Origin of the sequence: Uliginosibacterium sp. 31-12 (assembly GCF_030548425.1) — a bacterium.
GTDB lineage: Bacteria > Pseudomonadota > Gammaproteobacteria > Burkholderiales > Rhodocyclaceae > Uliginosibacterium > Uliginosibacterium aquaticum.
The window spans coordinates 1-13872 of sequence record NZ_JAUOOA010000018.1 but is presented as its reverse complement, the minus strand read 5'-3'; the positions used below and the strand labels follow the sequence as shown (position 1 = coordinate 13872).

Genomic DNA, 13872 nt, shown 5'->3' with positions numbered 1-13872 from the left:
GACCGCCCACAAGCTGCGCTTGTGGGTTCCCTTCGCGGCTTCGCCGCTACGGCGGCCCCTCACGTCAAACGTTAGGCCTATATGTCGCGAACGCTTTTGATACTTATCATCGCAGTGTTGGTCACGCCGGCTGCGGCGCAAACAGCAAAACCACCATCTCGCATATTCGGGTTGTACAGTGAGCGGGTGTCTGTCTGTTTCAACGCCGCAGCAGAGTCAAAACGTCAATACGAGTGCGAAGGTGAGACAGCGAATTGGGTGCTTGTCGTGCCTACCGCAAATGATGGTGTTTGGGTTCAGGTTAATTTGTTATTCCACAATGGTCACACCTGTGAGTTTCAGGGCAACGGAGAGTGGAAAAGCGACCACGTTCTGCTTCAGAAATATGATGCGGAGGCCTGTGAACTAAAGGTGTTCTTCAAAAATAGCAAAGCCGTCCTGTCGGACGATGGGCGTTGTCGAGCCATGTCATGCGGCGCCCGAGGTGGGTACGACGGCATGTCTTTCTCTAAACGGGGCTCAATGTGAGTCCGCGGCCTAACACTACAGTCGAGAGGGACAGCCACAAGCTGCGCTTGTGGTTCCCTCCGCTTCGCTCCGGCTGCCCCTCACTTCCACGTTAGCGCTCACCATGAAAAAGTTGTCTGTCGTCGCGTTTTTGCTTTTCGTCTTGAGTGCCGTAGCGTATTTATCCTTTTCCTATGGAGCGAGGTACGAGCGAGAGCGGCTGGATGATGAATTGGCCGCCGTTCAGGCCTCGTTGTGGTTCAACCATCTTCTCGATTATCGCGAGATCGAAGCTCACCTTGTCAGCAATTGCAACAACGTCGCGCTTGAAAAAACCCGCTACGCTATCGCTGGTGAAATGCGTCTCTTATCAGAGTTTTATAAGGAGCACCCCAATTCATGGGTCACCAAATACATATCGGAGCGTGATGGAAATCTTGTTGAAAAATTGCAAGGATTCAGGAGTCCGTTCCCAAATCCATGGCAGCCAAGTCCATGCAAATAGCTCACCCGCGCGCTAACAATTCCGTCGAGAGGGACCGCCCACAAGCTGCGCTTGTGGGTTCCCTTCGCGGCTTCGCCGCTACGGCGGCCCCTCACGTCAAACGTTAGGCGCTCATGTCCGACCAAGAATGGAGGTTGCTCCTGCTTACTGCTCGCCGCGTTCTTGGCAAAGGAGCGTCTTTGTCCTGGGGAAGCGAGTCGTGGTGCGCGTGGACAACGTTTTCCAGCTTGGAAAGTTGGCTGACCTATTGGCACTGTGGGCTGCCCGATGAATCTGAGCTTCTGCAAACCGGCACCGCCGACGGCGGCACTTGGATGCAGCCATTCCAATACTCTGATATTGCCCACCTTATTATTCCTGCCAAATTTTATTGGGAGCGCGTGGTTGATTCAGAGTTTCAAAATGGCACCAAGCTGCAAGACATTGAGCGGTTATCAAATGAGCTAACCGAATTGGGCTTGCCTCACAGAAAGACAAACTTGGTTCTTGAGGTCAAACTCTTCTAGGTCTCGCCATGCAATCCGCACCTAACCATTCCGTCGAGAGGGACCGCCCACAAGCTGCGCTTGTGGGTTCCCTTCGCGGCTACGCCGCTACGGCGGCCCCTCACGTCAAACGTTAGCGCTTCATGCGTTGTTATGGCCACAATCAAATGCTTAAGAAAATAATTAAGTACGCTGTTGTTGCAATCCTTGCATTCGCCACTTACAAGGCTTTAGGCCTATATTTGTTATATACCAACTCAAAAAAAATGGTGTTTGAGTGCGGCGCAACAAGAGAGGCTATGAACGATCTAAAAAAGAGGAAAGCACCAAACTGGGAGGTTGAGAGATTTATGCATGAAAAATTCTCGTGTTTAACTCAAAAGCAAAATTTCTTAGAAAAATTGGTGTTCCCTGTTCCTGATAATTGGATCAACCCTCCGCCGGGTTCTGTGTCTTACGACAAAATACCAGGCAATGATTGAAAGCAGCGCTAACCAATCAGTCGAGAGGGACGCCCAAAGCTGCGCTTTGGGTTCCCTCCGCGCTTCGCGCTCCGGCGCCCCTCACGTCAAACGTTAGGCGCTCCATGAATTTGGAACTATTCATTGTTCATGCCTTTCCTTCTGGGATCCAATACGAGGATGCCGTTCAATTGTGTCTGCGTCTTTTCTGTACAACCGAAGGATTGCCCAGCTTCTTACAAGAGCAATGCACGAAGGATAATCTCGCAACCATCTTTTCTAATCTCGCTGATTCCGGTGTTGTGATAGGTTTTCCACATACCGCCCCCCTTTATGGCGCTAATCATCACAATGTGAATGAGAAAGGGCATTGGGTTGAGATCATCGCGTCAATATTCAAGATGGCGAAAAATGAAATCGATCCAGGCAAGGGCGCAGAGCTAGCAAAGATCCTTTTGGCTTCGGCACATCGAAATAATGAAAATCGTGATGCACAACGAAGCGCCTAACCCTTCCGTCGAGAGGGACCGCCCACAAGCTGCGCTTGTGGGTTCCCTTCGCGGCTTCGCCGCTGCGGCGGCCCCTCACGTCAAACGTTAGGCGTTTCGTTTTGTCCTCACCGATCCTTCTTCAGATGTATGAATGCTTTTCTGGTTTTGGCCAGCCAGCACGATACGTCGTTAATGATTTATATCCACCAGAGCGGGAAGAGTATGAGGAAATGCTCGGCGGAAAACCTCGCGAGCAAATTTTCAGTGAGGATTTTGGGCTTGTCTCTTGGAGCCCACTGCCATTTCTCACCCCGGAGGCGATGGGCTATATGTTGCCTCGTCTTATGGAGTTATCTGTGTCTGAGGCCAAGGATAGAGATGGCGATCTATTTATGATGAGGTTCATCAATCTCATCTCAATTGGCCCAGATAATGCGCAGTTCACCTTGCTGGAGTCAGAGCATCGAAGCGCAATCCATGCTTTCTTGCTGTTTCTCGATAAAAATTTTCACGATCTGATTGAAAGTGAATGCTGGGATGAGTGGCTACAAGAAGCACTTCAGCGTTGGAAAAACGCCTAACAATTCCGTCGAGAGGGACCGCCCACAAGCTGCGCTTGTGGGTTCCCTTCGCTGCTGCGCAGCTCCGGCGGCCCCTCACGTCAAACGTTAGCCTCTTTGTTTCGGTTGTGAATTGAGCGTCGTGCCCGTGGGCTCCGAATGACGAGCGCGCCAGGTTGGAAGTTGGTTTTCATTGTGAGCGCCGCGCCACTCTTTTCTTTGTCGGCGTTCATGCTGTTGAGATTTGCCGTGTCGCTTGATCGTGCGGCGTTGTATCTTGGGTTTGCCCGATAGGTTTGTAATTTGGCGTTCGGGTTCGTTGATGTTTTTAGTTTTGTCCCGGTGGCACGGCATTTTTCGTGCTCTTGTTTATTTGGTGTCCGGCGCGGTGGCTGATGAATTGTCAAAGTTTTGGCTAACAATTCAGTCGAGCGGGACGCCCAAAAGCTTAGCTTTTGGGTTCCCTGCGCTTCGCTCCGGCGCCCCTCACCTCAAACGTTAGATGCTATGCGCTTCCTCACCAAGTTAGCTGTCGGGTGTTCCGCTCTGGCAATGCCTGCGCTGGCTTATGCCGATGTGGTCTGGCCAGCCCTTTATCTTGAAACTCGGCTATTTTCGTGGTGGGCTATTTCGATTGGCTTGATCGCAGAAGTTATATTTGTGAAATGGCTGTTTGCCATCCCAATGAAAAGGGCGGCAATCGTCACTACAGTGGCCAATGCTGCTTCTTCTGTCGCAGGCATACTTCTCATTCCCCTCGCGGGCATTGCGTGGGAGTTCTTTCCTGGCCTGCTGTATATGAAGGCGCTAAATTGGGGTACGTTTAATCCCATCACTTGGTTAGCCACCTTTGTTCTTGCTTGTTTGGTCAATACAGCGATAGAGAGTTTTGTGTATCGCAAGGCGTATCAATTTCCAATCAAGCGGCGTGAGTTCGGCTGGATTTTCATTGCTAATGCAGTTAGCGTAGGCGTCGCGTTCGGCAGCCTCTTTGTTGTCCCTATTCAGCCATGAACGCATCTAACACTACAGTCGAGCGGGACAGCCAACAAGCTGCGCTTGTTGGTACCCTCCGCGCTTCGCGCTCCGGCTGCCCCTCACTTCCACGTTAGCCTTCGATTGCTGTTGTGAATTGAACGTCGTGCCCAAGTCCCGTTAATTGAGTCGGGCCAGGTTGTAAGTTGGGTTTAATTGTGGGCGCCGCGCCACTCTTTTCGTTGTCGGCGTTCATGCCATTGCGATTTGTCGTGTCGCTTGATCGGGCGGCGTTGTATCTTCGGTTTGCCCGGTAGGCTTGTAATTTGGCGTTCGGGTTCGTTGTGGTTTTTAGTTTTGCCCCGGTGGCGCGAGCATTGCAGCGCCGTTGTTTATCGGTCGTCCGGCGCGGTGGCACGCGGGGTTTGAAAGCGCGGGCTAACCCGGCAGTCGAGCGGGACCGCCCAAAGCTGCGCTTTGGGTTCCCTTCGCTTCGCTACGGCGGCCCCTCACTTCTACGTTAGGCCTTTCATGCTTGGTTGGATGCAACTGATCGGTGTGTTTTTTATATTGTCGGCGCTCTATGTGTGGCCTGTTATTTCGCTTATTGCCTTATTTTTAGTTATGCTGGATGGGAAAAGTGGCGTCGTTTACTACCTATTATTTGCGTCAGTCATTGCGCACGCTCCCTTGGTTCAGTCCGTAAGAAGAAAGATAGTCAGGGAGGGCGAGTTTGCCGGGCGGTTTGATCAACTAAAAATGGCAACCCCAGTTTTTGTAAATATGGCAGTTTTTGTTTGTCTATTTATTGCTCTTCTCGTTCGATAGAAAATATGCTTCTGGTCTCGCATGAGGTCGAAAATCGGCCTAACAATTCCGTCGAGAGGGACCGCCCACAAGCTGCGCTTGTGGGTTCCCTTCGCGGCTTCGCCGCTACGGCGGCCCCTCACGTCAAACGTTAGAGCGATTCAGATGAGTGCAATGCGAACGCTTGTCAGATTAAGCAAATCATGCGGTTTCGGGCTGCTTGCATCGTCGCTTGTCACATACGTGTTCGGTGAGGTGTGGTGGCGTATCTATGTCTGGAAAACAGGCGTCGGTAGTGCATCCGAGCTAGCGGAAGATTACGGCGGAGCGTTCTTTCAGCTTATCGCGATGCTTTTTGTTTTCGTTGTTGTTTTTGCGCTGTCGTCCATTTTTATGTGGCACAAATCCAAACCCCACCTTAATTTTGCCGAAGGTGATGCTAAAACATCGCCCTAACCATTCCGTCGAGAGGGACCGCCCACAAGCTGCGCTTGTGGGTTCCCTTCGCGGCTTCGCCGCTACGGCGGCCCCTCACGTCAAACGTTAGCGCAACACTTATCCTCATTGGGTTTCGGTTATTTGGCGTCTCAAGCAGGGTTCGAGATTGAGGGTTTTTAGTTCTTAGTGTTGTTGGGACTTCGTAGGTTTTTTGTGTTCGCTTCGCTCATGTAACCGCACGCAACACAGTCAACGATTGAACGGCTTGGGCGACACAAGACGCTAAAAGTTGAGGGCTACAATAAGGAAAAGGTGTTGCTGGGGTTGGGCTTATTGTTTGTGTAGGTGAGCACAAAACCAAAAACACTGTTGCTTTTGTAGTCTTAAGTTTTATTTCATTGGCTTTAAAACGACACACCGGTTTATGCTTAGGGTGTTTTAAAAGCGGCCCTTTCACGTTTTGTTGGGGCTTGTTTGTTTCGGGGTTTTGGTTCGGCTGGTCAGTGCTCGACGTTACAGGCCGCTAACATGGCAGTCGAGAGGGACGGCCACAAGCTGCGCTTGTGGTTCCCTACGCTGCGCTCCGGCCGCCCCTCACTTCTACGTTAGAGCTCATGCAAATTAGGGGCGTATTAGCTAAGGCTTTCCTGCTGATCGCGGGCATATTCGCAGTAACGTGGGGGAGGATGACGTACGAAACAGCAAGCAACCATTGGGCGGTTAGGGGCGTCTGCGAAAGCATAGCTGCTAGCAGCAGTGTTGATGAAGCGATATCGGCGTTCAACTCACTTGGTGAGAAATCAGTACGTCACGAGGTGGGAGGTACCGTTGTAAGCGTGATAGGCCCAGCAGCTTGCCGTTGCAAAATTGCCGCCGAAAGCGGAAGAGTTAAAAATACATATGCACTTTGTGAGCACTGATCACCGCCGCTCTAACAATTCCGTCGAGAGGGACCGCCCACAAGCTGCGCTCGTGGGTTCCCTTCGCGGCTTCGCCGCTGCGGCGGCCCCTCACGTCAAACGTTAGGCGTCATGAAACTTTGGCCGCTCAATGCGATTCCGCGAGTGCTTTATTGGCTCATCGTTATTTCATTCATATTGCTATCGGTCTATTGTTTACTTTGGTCAATACAAACGGCGTGGATTGGTTCGTTTCCAGATCGAGATTCGCATGCTTACGCTCTCGCAGCATATGTTCAATTGGCGATTAGCGTGCTGGCAATGTCGTTAGCCATGTTTGTCGGATTTAAAGGCAGGAGGTAAGTTTGTGATTGATGACCTAATCGAATTTGTTGCTATTCAAGCTGTTGGTGGCGCTATAGAAACCGGAGCGAAAAAAAGTGTTATTTTTAGAGTGCTACTCTGGCTACTACTTGCACTCATCTTGGGCTCCTTGATTTTCATCACGGTCAAATACTCTTAAAGCCCATGCCGCTTAAAAATACGCCTAGGTTCTACATACAAATGCCACAACATCAATCCGTGCCGCCTAACACTACAGTCGAGAGGGACAGCCACAAGCTGCGCTTGTGGTTCCCTACGCTGCTGCGCAGCTCCGGCTGCCCCTCACTTCCACGTTAGCCTGCAGAAATTCTGTCGCACAACCTAGAGAGTTACTAATGAAAGATAATTACTTCACAGGCGGTCGCCGAGCATCCGCTATATTCATCGATACCGTAATAATTTCTTTGTTAATAGCAATGTTACAAAGCAGTGGGTTCATACAAAGCACCCATACTATTTTTGGCCTTGCTATACAATACTTTCTGTTGTTGTGTTATTTCGCGTTGTCGTTTGCCACGATTCGGGGTTCAGCTGGGAAGCTCTTTATGAAACTTAGGGTGCTCGATCATCCAAGTATGGCTCGGCCAAGCAACTTAAAATTCATTCTGCGCACCGCATTGGCATCCATTGCATATCTTTCGTTCATGCAATACCCGCTTAGTGTCGTCTCTAAGATGTTCGGCATTCAAGACATTGATCCCAGTTTTTCTGCCGCGCTCGTAAGAGATTTTGCATTTTATTGGCTAATTGCAAACTTGCTTTTCATCACCTTCAGTAAGAAAAGCCGTGCTGTGTATGATTGGTTTAGCAAAACCACTGTCGTTGAGATTCTGCGTGCAGGCTAACCAATCCGTCGAGAGGGACCGCCTGCAAGCTGCGCTTGCAGGTTCCCTTCGCGGCTTCGCCGCTGCGGCGGCCCCTCACGTCAAACGTTAGCCGGTCCGAGTTACTGGGGAGAAACGCATGCGCCACTCCATTACGTTAGGTTTTTTCCTCCTACTGATATCCCCACAAGTGCATGCTTGCCGAGGGGCCAGCGTTGAAGACACGCTTTTCTTCAAAAGTATTCCCGATCCGCAGCCTGATGCAGATTTAATTGCGAACGTTTCGTTGTCAACTGTAAACCACGGAAAGGCTGTTGCGAGGATTAAGCAAGTTCTGAAGACCTCTGACGCCAGAGTTCATAGAGGAAATAAAATCTCTATGAAATACGGCTTCTCAAGCTGTGGCCCTCACCACAAAAGCGGTGACGAAGGGATGATCATTGCAAAGATCGGCACCGATAGTGAGGGGAGGATAATTTTGTATCCGTATTTGCGTAGATACGATGATGGTCGAATTACGCAGCCGACCATAAACAATAGAAATGCACCGACATGACTCAATTTTTCGATGCTTTGGCTAACACTCCGGTCAAGCGGGACGCTTCGCCGGCAAGCCGGCTCCGCGCCCCTTACCTCCAACGTTAGCCACACAATGAACCGTCGCAATTTTGTAGCGCTGGCCGCTCTATCCGCGTTCATGCCATTTGCAAAGGCAGGTGCATGGGATTCCGGAAGTTTTGACAATGACGACGCTCTTGATTGGGCGGGTCAGTGCATCAAGTCAAAAGGTTCCTCATTACTATCGGCCACCCTCAATGCAGCGCTGGTCGATGGCTATCTTGAAGCGCCTGAATGCTCGGCCGCAGTTGCAGCAGCGGAAGTGGTCGCGGCTTCGAAGGGCAAAGCAAGTAAGTCACTCCCCAAGGAGCTATCTTCTTGGTTGGAAAAGCAGCACAAAGAAGAAATAGCAAGGCTTTCCCCCGTAGCTACCAAAGCGGTTTCGCGCATCCTGAATGGCCACAAGTCGGAGCTTCAAGAGCTATGGCAGGAAAACAAGAAAGATTTCCCTGTGTGGAAGATCCAAATGCAAAGCCTCATTGCGAGGTTGAAGTAGTGGCTAACCATTCCGTCGAGAGGGACCGCCCACAAGCTGCGCTTGTGGGTTCCCTTCGCGGCTTCGCCGCTGCGGCGGCCCCTCACGTCAAACGTTAGGCAAAGAAAGCCATGAGCGACTGGGATTTTCTTTACGAAATGAACGAGCGTGGCTACAGCGCTGAGGAGATAGCCGATGCTGCGGGCTCCGGCGCCGCACCTTGGGAATGGGAATACATTGACAGAGAGTGGGTCGATTCTCAGCTTGGCGATGTACCAGAAGATAAGCCCCTCCCGGTCGAGCCCGACACTCTCTTTAAAAGCAGAGATGGATTTCCCTTTTGTACCCTAAAGCAAGCAGATATTTTCTACGATTTGATAGATTGCGCTAAACGCCATTTCGAGAACACCGGCAGGTACTTACAGGTTTGGGGAGAGCTCGGAGAGATTTACGCTGAGATAAAATTCGACCTTCGCCGCCACAGGACACACGAGGCCGGTTCTGACGGCACAATTAGCGGAGTGCTTGTTGAGGTGAAGACCATCTCACCAGAGAAAACCAGCGACCGTGTTCTCGTCAAGAGCCAAGGAAATTTCGAGCAGTTGCTCATCGTTCGCATTGATCAGAATTTTCAGTTCAAAGGTAAGCTAATTGACAGGAGCGAGCTAAAGGGTGTTTCGGGTAAATTTCTTAGAGGACGGCTCAAGGATGACGCGAGCGATGCCTAACCCGGCAGTCGAGAGGGACGGCCACAAGCTGCGCTTGTGGTTCCCTCCGCTTCGCTCCGGCCGCCCCTCACTTCTACGTTGGGCGTCAAAGGAGTCTTTCGTTGCTTAGTCTCGATAGTCCGCGTTGGTCAGAGCTTGAGCATGCTTACGGGCCTGCCTCTGATATCCCATCATTGCTCAAGCAACTGGCTGACTTACCGGAGGACGATGGAAATGGAGAGCCTTGGTTTTCAATCTGGAGTGCGTTAGCTCACCAAGGGGATGTCTATTCAGCTTCGTTTGCGGCTGTGCCGCACGTAGTGAATTATCTTTCCTCCAGCCCGTTGAAAGCAGATTCAAGTTTCTTTCAGTTTCCTGCCTGGGTAGAGATCTGCCGCCAAAAAGGAAATATCAAAGTTCCAGATGATTTATCGTCTGCATACTTTTCATCATTGAGGCGCCTTCCATCGCTAGTCGCTGCCGCGGCCGAGCGTGACTGGGATGCCGATTTCTTGTTGTGTGCGCTTTCAGCAATCGCTGCGGCCAAAGGCCCTCCGGAAATTGCAGAGGCTATCCAAGAGCTGTCTCCGGCAGTCGCGACCGAGTTGATGGAGTGGTTCTATGAGCGCTAAGACGCCCAACAATTCCGTCGAGAGGGACCGCCCACAAGCTGCGCTTGTGGGTTCCCTTCGCGGCTTCGCCGCTGCGGCGGCCCCTCACGTCAAACGTTAGAAGTCACGCCATGTCAGACCGCGTTCCATGTTCAGCGTGTGGTGCATCCATTCTTCTTTCCACTGCAGAGAGGAATGAAGGGCTTTGCATGCCATGCAAGGGCGGCTATCGAAAGAGCATCGAGGCATCAAAAGTTCGCCACGAAGAAGAGAAGAAGTATCGAGAAACAGCAGAGCACAAACATTGGCTGTGGCTCGTCAATCAGGTTCACAACACAGACAAAGGCTTCGCGAGGCTCACCCGTGAGAATCAATTGTTCTTCGCCACAAACGTCGTGATTGGCGAGGTCTATAACGGTGGCTTTGATCAGTACTTCCACAACAGTTCCGCCGACTACTTCCACTTTGCGGTGGAAGCTCTAACCAAACTGAAGGCCTCAAAGAGCCTGGCTCTTCTAATGTCTGCGAAGGCCCTCATCTTTGGTGATCTGGAAGTGCCATCCAACACAAGCGAACGACGCAAAGTATTGTTGGCCCAAGGCGAAGCGCATCAGGAAGAACTGAATAAATTGGACAAAGAGTTCTGGGCAGATCCTGACCAACTTAGTGAGCGTATGACTCGGTACGCAGAAGAACATGGCTTGCACAAAAACTTCTAACCCTGCAGTCGAGAGGGACAGCCAACAAGCTGCGCTTGTTGGTTCCCTCCGTGCTTCGCACTCCGGCTGCCCCTCACTTCCACGTTAGGCATTGAATGAAACGTCGCATCTTCATAGCACTCATCGCTTGCTTGTCGATTTCAATCGCACAAGCCGATTCATGGAGCTATGCCAAGAAAATCGATGTCGAAAATTTTACTTATGGCAAAACAAGGATCGTGCTCACCACTGATTCTCGAAAGAGCCCGAAGTATCCCGATTTTCTGCTCGAGATATTCACAAACGGCAAGCCGGTTGCACGGATTCCTGGTGTCCACTTCGAGAAGCTATTCGCATCTAAAGACAATCGTCTATTTGTTGGTCTCTCAAATCGCGGCATCCCTAGCTCCGCCGCAATCGTGTTTTCAGATACCGGTAAAATTACGCTGCTGGTCCAACATGGTTTAGCAGAATTCGACTACTGTTCAAAGAGCGTCACCCTCGAGCGATTATGGTTCGACGAAAATAATCCTAGCGTCCGGTTTCAAATTGGTGAAATGGAGCCAAAACCTGGCATCTATCTTCGTAGTTGTGATGGCAAAGAGATTGAGCTCGCGAAGACAGTGCAAAATGCATACGCCAAAGCAGCAAAAGACAGCAGATGAAACATCCTAGCGCCGCACTGCCTAACAATTCCGTCGAGAGGGACCGCCCACAAGCTGCGCTTGTGGGTTCCCTTCGCGGCTTCGCCGCTACGGCGGCCCCTCACGTCAAACGTTAGATCTTCTCTCATCAACATGACCAAAGTTCTGTTTCAAGTGGATTGTCGGAGGCGAACTGAATTGCTTGGAAAGCTAGAAAGCCAAGCAGAGCGCCGGGCCGCATTTGGAGAAATCGGATTTAGTTTTCATGTTGATGACAATACCCGTCATATATCTTATGTTCTTTTGAATTGGGTCTCTGTTGCATCGGCGCAGGATTTTCTTGGCTCTGAAGATTCTCATGCATTGGTTGCTGAGTGGCCCATCGAAGAAGTAATAGGCGCTACAGTGCTTCGAGACATTCAAGAAGAAGCCAGTCAATTTTCTCAAGCATGAGGAGCACGTACTTGAGGCATCGGGTGATGAGCATGCAAAAAGGCGCCAATTCGTTTGTGAGCTACACACGATCTAACACTACAGTCGAGGGGACGGCCAGCAAGCTGGCTTCCCTCGCTACGCTCGGCGCCCCCTCACTTCCACGTTAGAGCTTTTACAAAAATGAAAAAGTTGATCCTTGTCGCGCTTGTTGTTTTTTGTGGCATGAAAGCCTACGAGCACTTTCAGCCAAATTTTGCGCACGCCCAAAACGATTCTTCACTTAGCACTCTCGTTGGCGGCAACAACACACAGCCGAAAATGATTTCCGCTAGTTTTACTTGTGATGGGCGTACGCACTGTTCGCAAATGACCTCTTGTGAAGAAGCAACATTCTTTTTGAAAAACTGCCCTAATACAAAAATGGATGGCAATCACGATGGTGTTCCTTGCGAGCAGCAGTGGTGTCGATAGTGAAATCAAAACCGTCACTTACCATCCAGCGCTCTAACCCGGCAGTCGAGAGGGACCGCCCAAAGCTGCGCTTTGGGTTCCCTTCGCTTCGCTACGGCGGCCCCTCACTTCTACGTTAGGCGGTGAAAAAGTGAGCGCCATTTCTGCGGTTCTGTTTGATATGGGTGGGGTACTGCTCACGAAGCGGAGGAGCTATCAAACAAACGCAACGCTGGATGCCATCGAAAACATCATTTGCTCCGACTTTGACTCAGATCGAGCGAAGAATAAAGCAATCACTGAACTTAAAATTGACGAAGTAACGTTCTTTTCAGGCGTTAGCGAAATTCCTAGGAAATACGAAAAAGACGAAAGGCTCTGGGGTCTTTTAGCTGTCTTGAAAGGTAAGAAACGAACCGCGATACTTAATAATGGAGCGTCGATCACGCTTGATTCATTTGATGAAAATTTTGGAATATACGGCGCCGTCGATGTGTTCATGAATTCCGCCTTGAAGGGAGTTGCGAAACCAGAGCCTGCATTCTTTCTTCGCGCTTGTGAGCGGTTACAGGTCTTCCCCCATCAGTGCTTGTTCATTGACGATACGAAAGAACACGTAGTTGCGGCCGAACAACTTGGCATGCGTGGATTTCATTGGAGCGGAGCCGAGGGTGAATATCAGATGCTTGTTGAAATTCTTGAGTGAGTTAGAGTTTATGCAGTCACCGCCTAACCATTCCGTCGAGAGGGACCGCCCACAAGCTGCGCTTGTGGGTTCCCTTCGCGGCTTCGCCGCTGCGGCGGCCCCTCACGTCAAACGTTAGAGCTCAGCCATGAATTCGAACGCAAACCACGGGTCTGCCGTAATCCGAAAATTCAGAGGGGTTGGCTGGCTAATAGGGCTGTGTGGCGGCTTGATGGTTTCAATTCTGGTCGCGGGTCCGAATTTTAAAGAGTGGTCGGCACTCACCAGCATAGGGGTAGTTTTCGGCGGCTCAGTCATCGGAATACTAATTGGCCTTGCCTTCCCCGAGGCGGCGATTGCATCTCCCGCATCAGTCCACGATGGTTCAATATTCGAGCACTCTCACAGCGAAACCTCACACCATCACGAGCCTGGGTACAACTCCATTGATGATGCCCACAGCTAAAACCATGAAAACAAGGCCCGCTCCCCACTCACGCTCTAACAATTCCGTCGAGAGGGACCGCCCACAAGCTGCGCTTGTGGGTTCCCTTCGCGGCTTCGCCGCTACGGCGGCCCCTCACGTCAAACGTTAGAGGTCTTATGCACTCTGTTCGCATAGTCAACAAAATTGAGGGTCAACAAGCAAGCGTGAACGGCCACGACGTTACCTTGCAAAGACAAGGAGTTACAGCGATCGAAGTGGCAGATTGGCTGGAACTCAAGAAAACATTGCATGTTCAGATTGCAAATGGCTTTATTTATCCTGAGAGCGAAGAAAACGAGAGATCCGCAGTAAGAAAATTTCGGGAAACTCTACATTCTCGCTTTTCCTCGTTAGGGGTGCCCGCCGTCAAGATAGCCGTAGAGTCAGGAGAGTTTGCGTCCGGCATAATGAAGTTAGAAGCAACAGAATGGCTACTTCGCCAAGACCATGAGTACAACGCAGAGGTGCTTGCGATAGCGCGCGAAGCCAATGCAATCGCTAACGAAGCGAAATTGGCCTCCGCAGCAAGTGCAGAAGCCGCAGTTGCACAAGCCAAGTGGGCTAAGTGGGCCGCCGTTATAGCGATGGTTGCCGCAATAGTTTCCGCAAAAGATTCAATCAATGAGTTTCTTGGCCGAGTCCTCTAACACTGCAGTCGAGCGGGACAGCCACAAGCTGCGCTTGTGGTTCCCTACGCTGCTGCGCAGCTCCGGCTGCCCCTCACTT

The 13872-nt window shown here is 51.0% G+C and carries 19 protein-coding genes; all 19 read left to right on the top strand.

Going from position 1 to position 13872, the window contains the following annotated elements:
• Positions 1 to 631 precede the first annotated feature (631 nt).
• Positions 632 to 1012: a hypothetical protein gene (locus Q3Y64_RS19365; RefSeq protein ID WP_303564571.1), complete on the top strand. Its 381-nt coding sequence runs from the start codon at positions 632 to 634 to the stop codon at positions 1010 to 1012.
• A 113-nt stretch (positions 1013 to 1125) separates the two neighbouring features.
• On the top strand, positions 1126 to 1518 hold the full coding sequence (locus Q3Y64_RS19360) for a hypothetical protein (RefSeq protein ID WP_303564570.1): 393 nt from the start codon (positions 1126 to 1128) through the stop codon (positions 1516 to 1518).
• 146 nt (positions 1519 to 1664) lie between these two features.
• A complete protein-coding gene (locus Q3Y64_RS19355) occupies positions 1665 to 1979 on the top strand; it encodes a hypothetical protein (RefSeq protein WP_303564568.1) in 315 nt (104 codons plus the stop codon).
• A 104-nt stretch (positions 1980 to 2083) separates the two neighbouring features.
• The gene (locus tag Q3Y64_RS19350) at positions 2084 to 2467 is read left to right on the top strand and encodes a hypothetical protein (protein WP_303564566.1); all 384 of its coding nucleotides are present in this window, start codon (positions 2084 to 2086) and stop codon (positions 2465 to 2467) included.
• 101 nt (positions 2468 to 2568) lie between these two features.
• On the top strand, positions 2569 to 3030 hold the full coding sequence (locus Q3Y64_RS19345) for a hypothetical protein (RefSeq protein WP_303564564.1): 462 nt from the start codon (positions 2569 to 2571) through the stop codon (positions 3028 to 3030).
• A 486-nt stretch (positions 3031 to 3516) separates the two neighbouring features.
• Complete coding sequence (locus Q3Y64_RS19340; protein WP_303564561.1) at positions 3517 to 4023, top strand: hypothetical protein; 507 nt, start codon at positions 3517 to 3519, stop codon at positions 4021 to 4023.
• A 504-nt stretch (positions 4024 to 4527) separates the two neighbouring features.
• Positions 4528 to 4812 (top strand): hypothetical protein, encoded by a 285-nt coding sequence (locus tag Q3Y64_RS19335; RefSeq protein ID WP_303564556.1) that lies wholly within the window; start codon positions 4528 to 4530, stop codon positions 4810 to 4812.
• Positions 4813 to 4965: 153 nt separating this feature from the next.
• Positions 4966 to 5247 carry a hypothetical protein gene (locus tag Q3Y64_RS19330; RefSeq protein ID WP_303564554.1) on the top strand — a complete coding sequence of 94 codons (282 nt, stop codon included), beginning with the start codon at positions 4966 to 4968 and terminating at the stop codon, positions 5245 to 5247.
• Between the two features lie 1600 nt (positions 5248 to 6847).
• Entirely contained in the window at positions 6848 to 7357 is a 510-nt protein-coding gene (locus Q3Y64_RS19325; protein WP_303564552.1) for an RDD family protein, read from the top strand.
• A gap of 118 nt (positions 7358 to 7475) precedes the next feature.
• On the top strand, positions 7476 to 7892 hold the full coding sequence (locus Q3Y64_RS19320) for a hypothetical protein (protein ID WP_303564550.1): 417 nt from the start codon (positions 7476 to 7478) through the stop codon (positions 7890 to 7892).
• A 96-nt stretch (positions 7893 to 7988) separates the two neighbouring features.
• Positions 7989 to 8450, top strand: a complete 462-nt coding sequence (locus Q3Y64_RS19315; protein WP_303564547.1) for a DUF4259 domain-containing protein — start codon at positions 7989 to 7991, stop codon at positions 8448 to 8450.
• A 110-nt stretch (positions 8451 to 8560) separates the two neighbouring features.
• Positions 8561 to 9157 (top strand): hypothetical protein, encoded by a 597-nt coding sequence (locus Q3Y64_RS19310; RefSeq protein WP_303564544.1) that lies wholly within the window; start codon positions 8561 to 8563, stop codon positions 9155 to 9157.
• 101 nt (positions 9158 to 9258) lie between these two features.
• Positions 9259 to 9768, top strand: a complete 510-nt coding sequence (locus Q3Y64_RS19305) for a hypothetical protein (protein ID WP_303564541.1) — start codon at positions 9259 to 9261, stop codon at positions 9766 to 9768.
• Between the two features lie 110 nt (positions 9769 to 9878).
• Complete coding sequence (locus Q3Y64_RS19300; protein ID WP_303564538.1) at positions 9879 to 10466, top strand: DMP19 family protein; 588 nt, start codon at positions 9879 to 9881, stop codon at positions 10464 to 10466.
• A gap of 95 nt (positions 10467 to 10561) precedes the next feature.
• Complete coding sequence (locus Q3Y64_RS19295; RefSeq protein ID WP_303564536.1) at positions 10562 to 11110, top strand: hypothetical protein; 549 nt, start codon at positions 10562 to 10564, stop codon at positions 11108 to 11110.
• A 132-nt stretch (positions 11111 to 11242) separates the two neighbouring features.
• Positions 11243 to 11542, top strand: a complete 300-nt coding sequence (locus tag Q3Y64_RS19290) for a hypothetical protein (protein ID WP_303564532.1) — start codon at positions 11243 to 11245, stop codon at positions 11540 to 11542.
• A 162-nt stretch (positions 11543 to 11704) separates the two neighbouring features.
• Complete coding sequence (locus Q3Y64_RS19285; protein ID WP_303564530.1) at positions 11705 to 11995, top strand: excalibur calcium-binding domain-containing protein; 291 nt, start codon at positions 11705 to 11707, stop codon at positions 11993 to 11995.
• 130 nt (positions 11996 to 12125) lie between these two features.
• Positions 12126 to 12680, top strand: a complete 555-nt coding sequence (locus Q3Y64_RS19280) for an HAD-IA family hydrolase (RefSeq protein ID WP_303564527.1) — start codon at positions 12126 to 12128, stop codon at positions 12678 to 12680.
• Between the two features lie 630 nt (positions 12681 to 13310).
• The gene (locus tag Q3Y64_RS19275; protein WP_303564524.1) at positions 13311 to 13793 is read left to right on the top strand and encodes a hypothetical protein; all 483 of its coding nucleotides are present in this window, start codon (positions 13311 to 13313) and stop codon (positions 13791 to 13793) included.
• Positions 13794 to 13872 lie beyond the last annotated feature (79 nt).

What these genes read in the sequence shown, in the direction of transcription:
- Q3Y64_RS19365 (WP_303564571.1), top strand. Translation starts at nt 632, where the DNA reads ATGAAAAAGTTGTCTGTCGTCGCGTTTTTGCTTTTCGTCTTGAGTGCC.
- Q3Y64_RS19360 (WP_303564570.1), top strand. Translation starts at nt 1,126, where the DNA reads ATGTCCGACCAAGAATGGAGGTTGCTCCTGCTTACTGCTCGCCGCGTT.
- Q3Y64_RS19355 (WP_303564568.1), top strand. Translation starts at nt 1,665, where the DNA reads ATGCTTAAGAAAATAATTAAGTACGCTGTTGTTGCAATCCTTGCATTC.
- Q3Y64_RS19350 (WP_303564566.1), top strand. Translation starts at nt 2,084, where the DNA reads ATGAATTTGGAACTATTCATTGTTCATGCCTTTCCTTCTGGGATCCAA.
- Q3Y64_RS19340 (WP_303564561.1), top strand. Translation starts at nt 3,517, where the DNA reads ATGCGCTTCCTCACCAAGTTAGCTGTCGGGTGTTCCGCTCTGGCAATG.
- Q3Y64_RS19335 (WP_303564556.1), top strand. Translation starts at nt 4,528, where the DNA reads ATGCAACTGATCGGTGTGTTTTTTATATTGTCGGCGCTCTATGTGTGG.
- Q3Y64_RS19330 (WP_303564554.1), top strand. Translation starts at nt 4,966, where the DNA reads ATGCGAACGCTTGTCAGATTAAGCAAATCATGCGGTTTCGGGCTGCTT.
- Q3Y64_RS19325 (WP_303564552.1), top strand. Translation starts at nt 6,848, where the DNA reads ATGAAAGATAATTACTTCACAGGCGGTCGCCGAGCATCCGCTATATTC.
- Q3Y64_RS19320 (WP_303564550.1), top strand. Translation starts at nt 7,476, where the DNA reads ATGCGCCACTCCATTACGTTAGGTTTTTTCCTCCTACTGATATCCCCA.
- Q3Y64_RS19315 (WP_303564547.1), top strand. Translation starts at nt 7,989, where the DNA reads ATGAACCGTCGCAATTTTGTAGCGCTGGCCGCTCTATCCGCGTTCATG.
- Q3Y64_RS19310 (WP_303564544.1), top strand. Translation starts at nt 8,561, where the DNA reads ATGAGCGACTGGGATTTTCTTTACGAAATGAACGAGCGTGGCTACAGC.
- Q3Y64_RS19300 (WP_303564538.1), top strand. Translation starts at nt 9,879, where the DNA reads ATGTCAGACCGCGTTCCATGTTCAGCGTGTGGTGCATCCATTCTTCTT.
- Q3Y64_RS19295 (WP_303564536.1), top strand. Translation starts at nt 10,562, where the DNA reads ATGAAACGTCGCATCTTCATAGCACTCATCGCTTGCTTGTCGATTTCA.
- Q3Y64_RS19290 (WP_303564532.1), top strand. Translation starts at nt 11,243, where the DNA reads ATGACCAAAGTTCTGTTTCAAGTGGATTGTCGGAGGCGAACTGAATTG.
- Q3Y64_RS19285 (WP_303564530.1), top strand. Translation starts at nt 11,705, where the DNA reads ATGAAAAAGTTGATCCTTGTCGCGCTTGTTGTTTTTTGTGGCATGAAA.